We start from the raw sequence: 10,232 nt of genomic DNA, 5'->3' as shown, positions 1-10,232 counted from the left end.
ATGCAACACATAAAAAAAATAATTTTAAACAATTTAGTTAATATTCCAGGTTGGCGAACAAATCGCAAAATAGTGGTAATAGAATCAGATGATTGGGGTAGTATTCGGATGCCATCTAATGTTGTATTTCAAAATATGTTTAATGCTAAAATTCCCGTAGATAAAGATTTATATAGTATCTATGATTCTTTAGAAAGTAATGATGATTTGTCGGCTTTGTTTGATACGTTAAAAAAAGTAAAAGATAAAAACAATAATAATCCTGTAATAACTGCAAATACAATTGTTGGCAACCCAGATTTTGAAAAAATTAAGAAATCTAATTTTTCAAATTATTACTTTGAAACATTTAATGAAACACTAAAAAGGTATCCGAATCACAATAAAGTCTTTAAGCTTTATGAACAAGGCATTGAAGAAAATATATTTCGTCCTCAATTCCATGGAAGGGAACACTTAAATACCTTGCAGTGGATGAATGAACTTCAATCTAAAAATGAAAACTTGTTGTTGGCGTTTGAACATCAAATGTTTGGAATTCCGATAAAAGATACTAAAAGAGGAAATTATATGGCAGCTTTTGATTTCGATGAAGAATCAAATTTAGTTGCTGTTCAAAATACAATTGTAGAGGGTTTGAAAATATTTAGCAATTTATTTGGTTATCAATCAAAAACATTAATTGCACCTTGTTACGTTTGGTCAAATAAAATGGATTCCGTTTTAAATAAAGAAGGGATAAAAGGGTATCAAGGAATCCGTAAACAGTTTGTTCCAAATGTAAATGGAAAGGCCTATAAAAAGAAATATCATTACACCGGTCAACCCAATGCTTTAGGGCAAAAATATTTAGTTAGAAATGCTTTTTTTGAGCCCACCCATTTTTCAAAAAAAGATGAAATAAAAGAAATATTAGAAAGAATGAGAATTTCATTTTTTTGGAAAAAACCGCTGATTTTAAGTACGCATAGAATCAATTTTATAGGTTCGTTGAATGAGAAAAATAGAAAAATTAATCTTCAAAAATTTGAAATACTTCTCAAATCAATAGTTAAGGAATTTCCGGATGTAGAATTTATGAGTTCTGATAAACTTTTAGAGCTTATGCTTAATGAAAATGATTAGTATAGAATTATGATAAAATCTAAAAAAGATTATTTACATTATTTAGAAGCTGACAGAATTGCCCTTGGTAAACCCACTTGTTCTTTATTTGTTATAATTAAGGAGAAAATAAAGCGAGAACATATATGGGAGTTCCAACGGTTATTAAGAAAAACAGAATATTATAAAAATGTTGGAAGTAAAAATATTTTTTTAGGGAAGCTACTTTATGTTTTTTTAAAAATTAAATTCAAAAATTTATCCCTTAAATTAGGGTTTTCAATACCCGAAAATGTTTTTGGCCCAGGGTTGGCAATACTTCATTATGGTACGATTATAGTAAATCAAGAAGCAAAAGTTGGCGCAAATTGTCGTTTACAAGCCTGCACAAATATTGGTCAGTCAGGTGGTAAAGCAGGAGCACCCACAATAGGTGACAATGTGTATATTGGGCCAGGAGCAAAAATTTATGGGGAAATAAATATTCCTAATAATTGTGCGATTGCAGCGAATGCTGCGGTCAGTAAATCCTTCTTTACCGAAAACATAGTTATTGGTGGTGTGCCAGCAAAGGAAATTGGAAAGATTGAAATTCAACAGCTTATTAAGCATTTATAGGAAATAGTATAATTTTAATCTTTTGTAAACTAATGTATAAAAAAAAAATAGCATTTCTAATTCCTTCCCTCCATCCTGGTGGCATGGAACGTGTAATGTCAGAGATCATGGATTATTGTGCAACTGAGGCTAACATTGAAATTCATTTGGTTTTATTTGGATTAAAAAGGGATGTTTTTTACGAAATACCTGCAAATACAATTGTACATAGGCCTAATTTCCAATTTGACAACCGTAAGAGGTTTATAAATACTTTGAAAACAATTTTATTTATTAGAAAAAAGATAAAAGCAATCCATCCAAATACAATTCTAAGCTACGGTGAATTGTGGAACAACCTAGTTTTGATTGCACTTTTGAATACCAAATATCCCGTATTTGTCTCTGACAGATGCCAGCCTAATAAAAGTTTAGGTAAAGTACACGATTTTTTACGAAAAAAATTATACAAAAACGCCAAAGGGATTATCGCACAAACATCAATAGCCAAATCCATATACGAATCCGGTTTTGTTAAAAATACAAACATTACTGTCATTGGAAATCCAATCAAACAGCAAGCATCTGTAAATTCCCCAAGAGAAAAAATTGTTTTATCAGTGGGACGCCTTATTGAGAGCAAACACCACAATGAGTTGATAAAGTTGTTTGCCAAAATTAACAATCCAGATTGGAAATTAGTGATCGTTGGTGGCGATGCATTGCATCAAAACAACAGTGAAAAACTCGAAAAATTGGTACAATCGCTCAATGTTAAGGACAAGGTTATATTAGCGGGTAATCAAAAAGATGTGGCATCATTCTATAAAAAAAGTTCTATTTTTGCTTTTACTTCAAGTTCAGAAGGATTTCCAAATGTAATTGGCGAAGCGCTTTCTTTCGGTCTTCCAGTCGTTGCATTTGATTGTATAGCTGGTCCTTCCGACATGATAGTAGAAGGTGAAAACGGATATTTAATTGATCTTTTTGATTATGAAAATTTTAAACTAAAATTGGAAAACTTAATGAATGACAACTCTAATATACAAAGAATGTCAAAATTGGCACCTATTTCTGTTAAAAAATTTGAGAAGAATACTATTGCAAATACATACTTAAAATTTATTACATCAAATTGAAAATCCTTCAAATAAATACTACGGTTAACTCAGGTAGTACTGGCAGAATAGCCGAAGATATAGGCAAAGTTTTGATATCAAACGGTCACGAGAGCTATATTGCATATGGCCGTGGAAACCAAAAAAGTCAATCTCAATTAATTAAAATAGGAAACCAAACTGATGTTTTAATGCACGGCTTAAAAACAGCTATTTTCGATCGCCACGGTTTTGGTTCTAAAAAAGCGACGCTTGATTTAATTGATGAAATTGAAAAAATAAAACCAGATGCTATTGGCTTGCATAATATGCATGGTTACTACTTAAACATTGAGGTATTGTTTAACTATTTAAAAGTTAAAAATATACCCGTTTTATGGACGCTTTTTGATTGTTGGGCTTTTACAGGGCATTGTTCGTATTTTGATGATATAGATTGTAAAAAATACCAAACGCAATGCCAAAAATGCCCTAAAACAAGAAAGTATCCAGCTTCTTTTGTGCTCGATAATTCTTATGATAATTTCATTGATAAAAAAAGACTTTTTACAGGTTTAGAAAATATTGAATTTGTAGTGCATTCTCAATGGCTGAAAACAATGGTAGGAAAGTCTTTTCTAAAAGACATTAAAGCGAATTGTTTGCCAAGCGGAATCGATTTAGAGCTGTTTAAACCTGTGGCTTCTGAAATCAAGAAAAAATTTAATATTGCGGATAAAAAAATAGTTTTAGGTTGTGCAAGCCAATGGTCTGAAAGAAAAGGCTTAAAAGATTTTATTCAGTTGAGGGCGTTATTAAATCAAGACACGTTCATTGTTTTAATTGGTGTTTCAAAAAAACAAGTAAAATCATTACCAACCGGAATTATCGGAATTCCAAGAACCGAAAGTATCCAAGAATTAGTCATGTGGTACAGTGCAGCCGATGTTTTTATAAATCCAACATACCAAGATAATTTTCCAACCACCAACATAGAATCCTTAGCGTGTGGAACTCCTGTAATCACATACAATACAGGCGGAAGTCCTGAGGCTATTGATCATGAGACAGGATTTGTGGTTGAGAAAGGTAATGTTAAAGACTTATCAGATGCAATCGATTTAATTTTTAATAAGGATGCAAAGATTGCTTTAAAATGCAGAGAAAGAGCAGAAAAATATTTTGACAAGAATGATAGATACCAAGAGTATCTTGATTTATTTATTAAACTAGTAAATAAAACAATTCAAAAATCGCATTAGAATGTGTTTACTTTTAGATGATCGAAAAACAATTAGATAAATAACAAAACAATGAAGACAATTTTAGTAACAGGTGGAGCTGGATATATTGGTAGCCACACAATTGTGGACTTATTAAAATCGGGTTATGAAGTCATCTCTGTCGATAACCATTACAATTCAATAGCACTTTCTTATGATTTAATTCAAAAGTTAGCAGGTAAAAGTTTCAAGAAATACAACATCGATATCGCACAAGAAAATGCCTTAAAAGTCGTCTTTGAAGAAAACGACATACACGGGATTATTCATTTTGCGGCACTTAAGTCAGTACCAGATAGCGTGGCGAATCCAATTTTTTGTTTTAAAAACAACAACAACGCAACACTAAATATAGGAGATTACGCACTAAAATATGGGGTGCAAAATATAGTTTTTTCATCTTCATGTTCTGTTTATGGGAATGTAGAGCCAGCTGATTTACCAGTGCAAGAACAAACAAAAATAAGAAAGGCAGAGTCACCCTATGCATACAGCAAACAAAATGGCGAGGTTTATCTGGAGTCTCTAACAGATATAAGCGACCTCAAAGTTCTTGCATTACGTTATTTTAACCCAGTGGGAGCAGATGATTCAGGCGAATTGGGCGAATTTCCTTCTAAACACAGCAACAATTTAGTGCCAATTATCACACAAACGGCTATTGGTTTGCGTGATCACATGATGGTCTTTGGAAAAGACTGGAATACAAGAGATGGTTCTTGCGTGAGAGATTATATTCATGTTTCAGACATTGCCGAAGCCCATGTTTTAGCCTTAAAAAAATTATTTGAAGAGGATTATGAAAGCAAATTTGAAGTAGTTAATCTTGGAAGCGGTGCAGGTGTAACGGTTTTTGAAGCTATTAATTCTTTTGAAAAAATGAGCGGCGTCAAAGTGAATGTAAAAGTAGGTAAGAGGAGAGATGGCGATGTGGAATCTATCTATTCATGGCCTGTAAAAGCGAAAGAACTTTTGAATTGGGCTGCCAAAAAAGATGTAGATACAATGATGGATTCAGCATGGAAATGGCAAAAAAAACTAATCGAATTAGGTTTTAACGCAACAAAACTTTAATAATAAAAAACATCAAATGAGAAAAAGAATTTTGATTACAGGTGGTGCGGGTTTTTTAGGAAGCCATTTGTCAGATCGTTTATTAAAAGAGGGTAACGAAGTAATTTGTTTAGACAACTTCTTTACGGGAAATCGTGCAAATATCCACCATCTCTTGGACAATAAGAATTTTGAATTAATTAGACATGATGTAACCTTCCCAACTTACTTGGAGGTAGATGAAATTTATAATTTAGCTTGCCCAGCAAGTCCTGTACATTATCAGTTTGACCCGGTACAAACCACCAAAACAAGTGTGATAGGCGCGATTAATATGTTGGGCTTGGCTAAAAGATTAAAAATTAAAATCTTACAAGCAAGTACAAGTGAGGTTTATGGTGATCCAGAAGTGCATCCACAACCAGAAACATACAAAGGAAACGTAAACACGATTGGGCCAAGGGCTTGCTATGATGAGGGGAAAAGATGTGCGGAGACTTTATTTTTCGATTACCACCGCCAACATAATGTCAATATCAAAGTAATGCGTATTTTTAATACCTACGGACCAAGAATGCATCCAAATGATGGTAGGGTTGTGAGTAATTTTATTGTACAAGCCTTAAAAAACGAAGATATCACAATTTATGGCGATGGAAGTCAAACACGTAGCTTTTGTTATGTGGACGATTTAATAGACGGGATGTATAAGTTAATGAATTCAAGAAACGAATTTACTGGGCCAGTTAACATTGGAAATCCAACGGAATTTACCATGATTGAATTAGCGCAACTAGTTATTGAATTAACAAACAGCAAAAGTAAATTATCTTTCCGAGCTTTGCCACAAGACGACCCATTGCAAAGAAAACCAACCATTGAATTAGCGAAACAAGAACTTTCTTGGGAACCTAAAATTGCTTTAAAAGAAGGATTGCAGAGTACCATAAACTATTTTTCTCAAGTGATATAACAACTGCTTTTTGTTTGGGCTAAGAGCTTATAAATATCACAGATTATTTAAAGATATTTTTGAATGCTTTTATTAATATCATAAACTGATACTATTTAAAAATATTAGACGAGTATTATTTGAAATTTTTAATTAAAAAATTAATCAAATGACAAATAAAAATATATATATCGCAGGACATCGCGGCATGGTTGGATCTGCTATTTGGCGGGTACTCGAAGCAAAAGGGTTTAAAAATTTAGTGGGGAAAACAAGTCAAGAACTCGATTTGAGAAACCAAGAGCAAGTAAACCAGTTTTTTACTACTGAAAAACCAGAGGTAGTCATTGATGCTGCTGCACGAGTCGGCGGTATTTTAGCCAATAAGGATTACCCTTATAATTTCCTGATGGAAAACCTTCAAATTCAAAATAATCTAATCGATGCCTCATTGAAGCAAGAGGTTCAAAAGTTTATTTTCTTAGGCTCCTCATGTATTTACCCAAAATTAGCACCACAACCACTTAAAGAGGACTACTTGCTGACCGATACTTTAGAACCAACGAATGAGTGGTATGCCATCGCTAAAATTACCGGCGTTAAAGCTTGTCAATCTATCCGACAACAATATGGAAAGGATTATGTGAGCCTAATGCCGACGAATTTATACGGGTCGCACGATAATTTTGATTTGCAAACGTCCCACGTTTTACCAGCCATGATACGAAAGTTCCACGATGCAAAAATCAAAGAAGGAAAAACTGGGATGAGTGAGCCTGTCGAACTCTGGGGGACAGGAAGTCCAAAAAGAGAATTCCTACATGTAGATGATTTAGCGCAAGCGGTTTGTTATGCTTTAGAAAATCCTCTAGAAGAACATCTTTATAATGTAGGGACAGGCACAGATTTGAGTATTAAAAACTTGGCTGAGAAAATACAAAAAATTGTTGGTCACCAAGGTGAAATTCAATGGGATTCTAGCAAGCCTGACGGGACACCAAGAAAACTACTAGATGTATCTAAGCTGCATCAAGAAGGGTGGCATCATCAAATCAATCTAGATGAAGGTATTCAAAGTACATACGATTGGTTTCAAAGTCATATTGACACTTTTAAGGAAGTCAAGGTGAACAAATAGATGTCACACCAATTTAAACCTATAATGTCGCAATAAATCATTTCTTTTTCGCCTGCTTTTTATTAAAAATAATTACCGTAACTAAGGCTATGCTAATTATTTTTAACTTCAATTAGTCAAAAAATAATTCAATTTATTTATACGACATTATAAATTTAATTTGGTATCAGAAGTTTGAGGGCTTTTCATTCAAACTATGAGAGACTTGTCACTTCGAGCCTGCCTGCGTTCCTCGGTAGGCAGGTGATTTGAAGAGATTTGCAGAAATCTATTGAAATCGTATCGAGAAGTCATAAATAAGTTCTCTATAGCTTTGCTGAGTATATCCTGTCCTGAACTTAGTGGAAGGGTCGCCGTACATTTTACAAAGAAAACTCACAAAACCAACGCTTGAAAAACAATAAAGTAAAGCGCATTAACGATTAAACAAACAAAAAATGTCAAATAAAGTTCATGTCATATTATCAGGGGGCTCAGGAAGCCGTTTATGGCCTTTGTCAAAAAAGTCTAGAACCAAACAATACATACCGCTTTTCGATAACAAAAACTTATTTGAAATTACCCTAGACAATAACCAAAAGTTTTGCGATAAAATCTTGGTGGTAGGCAATATAGATAACTACGAATTGTCGTTAAATGCTTTACAAGAAAACGTGACCAATACGTACCAAGTTATTGTAGAGGCTTTGTCTAAAAACACAGCGGCAGCCATTGCCTTTGCAGCACTATCTTTAAAAGAAAATGATTTGATGCTAGTGACTCCCTCAGACCATATTATAGGAGATGAAAAGGCATACGAAAAAGCCCTAGACGAAGCTTTTGATTTGGCAGAAAAAGATTACTTAGTAACTTTTGGAATTCAACCTATAAAACCAGAAACAGGGTATGGTTACATTCAAAGTGAGGGTTCCAATGTGGTTGCATTTCATGAAAAACCAAGCAAAGACAAGGCAAAATCCTTTGTGGAGGCTGGAAATTACCTATGGAACAGTGGTATTTTTTGTTTTAAAGCCAAAACATACCTTGAGGAATTAAGTGCATTCCGCCCTGATATTCTAGAGGCCTGTAAAAGCGTGATGAATTTGAAGGAGACAGATTTTTTAGATGCGGTTAAATCAAAAAAAATTCCATCAGAAAGTATTGATTATGCAGTGATGGAACACTCCAAAAAGATAAAGGTGGTTAAAGGCACTTTTGAATGGTCTGATTTAGGTTCTTTTGAAGCACTTTACGACTATTTTTCATCAAAAAATGCTTACGTCCAAGATTCAAACCTCGTCATTGCAGAAACAGCTCATGTTGAGTTACATGGGTTAGAAAACACGATGGTTATTCAAAGTGGAGAAGCTATTTTAGTAATGCCCATTGAGCAATCGCAAGAAGTCAAAAAGATTTATCAAAGACTATTGAAAACAAATACCAAACTAGTTGAATAATATGGAACACGATGAACGCCCTTGGGGAAAGTATTTTGTGCTTGAAGATACGCCAACACATAAAGTAAAACGAATTGAAGTAAAACCAGGGGGGAGACTTTCTTATCAATACCACCAGAAACGGTCTGAAGTATGGACCATAGTAAAAGGGAAAGCAAAAATTACCCTAGATGATGTAGATACAGAGTATTCTGCTGGAGCTGTGATTAAAATCCCTTTAAAAGCAAAGCATCGCATTATGAATATAGGTCAGGATACGCTTACTTTTGTAGAAGTGCAACTAGGTTCTTATTTTGGAGAAGACGATATTGTAAGAATTGAAGATGATTATAACAGAAACTAGCTAAAGTAACGAAATGAAAACAGCTTTAATCACAGGAATAACAGGATAGTGCTTATCTGGCAGAATTACTTTTAGAAAAAGGCTATATGGTGCATGGTATTAAGCGAAGAGCCTCTTTGCTCAATACAAGCAGGATCGACCATTTATATCAGGATCCTCATGCCGACAATATTCGTTTGAAGTTGCATTATGGAGACTTAACCGATTCCATGAACTTAACCTGTATCATTCAGGAAACCCAACCTGATGAAATCTATAACTTGGCAGCTATGTCTCACGTTAAAGTGAGTTTTGATACGCCAGAATATACAGCGAATGCAGATGGTGTTGGTACTTTGAGGATTCTTGAGGCAGTACGCCTTTTGGGAATGGAGAAAAAAACTAAAATTTATCAGGCTTCTACCTCAGAGTTGTATGGAATGGTACAAGCAGTGCCGCAATCTGAATCTACTCCCTTTTATCCAAGATCACCTTACGCCGTTGCAAAACTATATGGCTATTGGATCACTGTAAATTATAGAGAAGCTTACGGAATGTATGCTTGTAACGGTATTTTGTTTAATCACGAATCACCACTAAGAGGAGAAACCTAAGTAGCGCGTAAAATTACAAGGGCTGTAGATAGAATCGCACTTGGCATGCAGGATCAGATGTTTATGGGTAACCTTGATGCCAAGAGATGGGGCATGCTAAAAATATGTGGAAGGCATGTGGAGAATTCTACAGCAGGACCAGCCTGAAGATTTTGTGCTGGCAACTGGAATTACTACAAAAGTGAGAGACTTTATCAAGATGGCTTTGGCAGAGCAGCTTTCAGACGAGTATCAAATAGTTATGGTTGGTGTTACTGATAAACAATTAAAAAAATATCAAAAAAAATTATCGGAGTAAAAAGAACAGAAAGCATACAAGAATTGTCTGAATATTACTTGGCAGCAGATGTGGTATTGAGTTTATCTTCACAAGAAACCTTTGGATTAACAACAATTGAAGGTTTTGCTTGCGGTACTTCAGGTATTGTATATAATTGTACGGCGAGTCCTGAATTAATAACACCAGAAACAGGATTGGTAGTAAAGAAAGGAGACCTAAATCAATTAATTAGTTCTGTAAAAAGATTAAAAAACTTGGCAAAAAACACTTCTCCGATAAGTGTAGGATAAGAGTAGAAAAGATGTGCGACATCAATATAAGATTTAAAAAAAATATAGATTTATAGAGGTCAGTAG

General features: G+C 34.1%; 10 protein-coding genes and 1 pseudogene. All 11 read left to right on the top strand.

From position 1 onward, the window contains the following. The gene (locus CXF67_RS05040; RefSeq protein ID WP_102087748.1) at nt 1–1,125 is read left to right on the top strand and encodes an Ntn hydrolase family protein; all 1,125 of its coding nucleotides are present in this window, start codon (nt 1–3) and stop codon (nt 1,123–1,125) included. A gap of 9 nt (nt 1,126–1,134) precedes the next feature. Next, nucleotides 1,135–1,722, top strand: a complete 588-nt coding sequence (locus CXF67_RS05035; protein WP_102087747.1) for an LbetaH domain-containing protein — start codon at nt 1,135–1,137, stop codon at nt 1,720–1,722. A gap of 32 nt (nt 1,723–1,754) precedes the next feature. Further along, the gene (locus CXF67_RS05030; protein ID WP_102087746.1) at nt 1,755–2,840 is read left to right on the top strand and encodes a glycosyltransferase; all 1,086 of its coding nucleotides are present in this window, start codon (nt 1,755–1,757) and stop codon (nt 2,838–2,840) included. Then, nucleotides 2,837–4,060 carry a glycosyltransferase gene (locus CXF67_RS05025; protein WP_102087745.1) on the top strand — a complete coding sequence of 408 codons (1,224 nt, stop codon included), beginning with the start codon at nt 2,837–2,839 and terminating at the stop codon, nt 4,058–4,060. The genes CXF67_RS05030 and CXF67_RS05025 overlap by 4 nt, the downstream gene beginning before the upstream one ends. Nucleotides 4,061–4,111: 51 nt before the next feature. Continuing rightward, complete coding sequence (galE, locus tag CXF67_RS05020; RefSeq protein WP_102087744.1) at nt 4,112–5,155, top strand: UDP-glucose 4-epimerase GalE; 1,044 nt, start codon at nt 4,112–4,114, stop codon at nt 5,153–5,155. 16 nt (nt 5,156–5,171) lie between these two features. Next, nucleotides 5,172–6,107 carry a UDP-glucuronic acid decarboxylase family protein gene (locus CXF67_RS05015; RefSeq protein ID WP_102087743.1) on the top strand — a complete coding sequence of 312 codons (936 nt, stop codon included), beginning with the start codon at nt 5,172–5,174 and terminating at the stop codon, nt 6,105–6,107. Nucleotides 6,108–6,255: 148 nt separating this feature from the next. Continuing rightward, complete coding sequence (locus CXF67_RS05010; protein ID WP_102087742.1) at nt 6,256–7,224, top strand: GDP-L-fucose synthase family protein; 969 nt, start codon at nt 6,256–6,258, stop codon at nt 7,222–7,224. 437 nt (nt 7,225–7,661) lie between these two features. Then, on the top strand, nt 7,662–8,660 hold the full coding sequence (locus CXF67_RS05005; protein ID WP_102087741.1) for a mannose-1-phosphate guanylyltransferase: 999 nt from the start codon (nt 7,662–7,664) through the stop codon (nt 8,658–8,660). Between the two features lies 1 nt (nt 8,661). Next, nucleotides 8,662–9,003: a phosphomannose isomerase type II C-terminal cupin domain gene (locus tag CXF67_RS05000; RefSeq protein WP_102087740.1), complete on the top strand. Its 342-nt coding sequence runs from the start codon at nt 8,662–8,664 to the stop codon at nt 9,001–9,003. Nucleotides 9,004–9,016: 13 nt separating this feature from the next. Further along, nucleotides 9,017–9,810, top strand: a pseudogene (gene gmd, locus CXF67_RS04995) (GDP-mannose 4,6-dehydratase); the annotation flags it as partial. A 107-nt stretch (nt 9,811–9,917) separates the two neighbouring features. Next, complete coding sequence (locus CXF67_RS04990) at nt 9,918–10,166, top strand: glycosyltransferase (RefSeq protein ID WP_180957901.1); 249 nt, start codon at nt 9,918–9,920, stop codon at nt 10,164–10,166. Nucleotides 10,167–10,232 lie beyond the last annotated feature (66 nt).

Source organism: Psychroflexus sp. MES1-P1E (assembly GCF_002836055.1).
GTDB lineage: Bacteria > Bacteroidota > Bacteroidia > Flavobacteriales > Flavobacteriaceae > Psychroflexus.
Note: the sequence above shows the minus strand (reverse complement) of the source record. Positions and strands in the feature narration are given on the sequence as shown.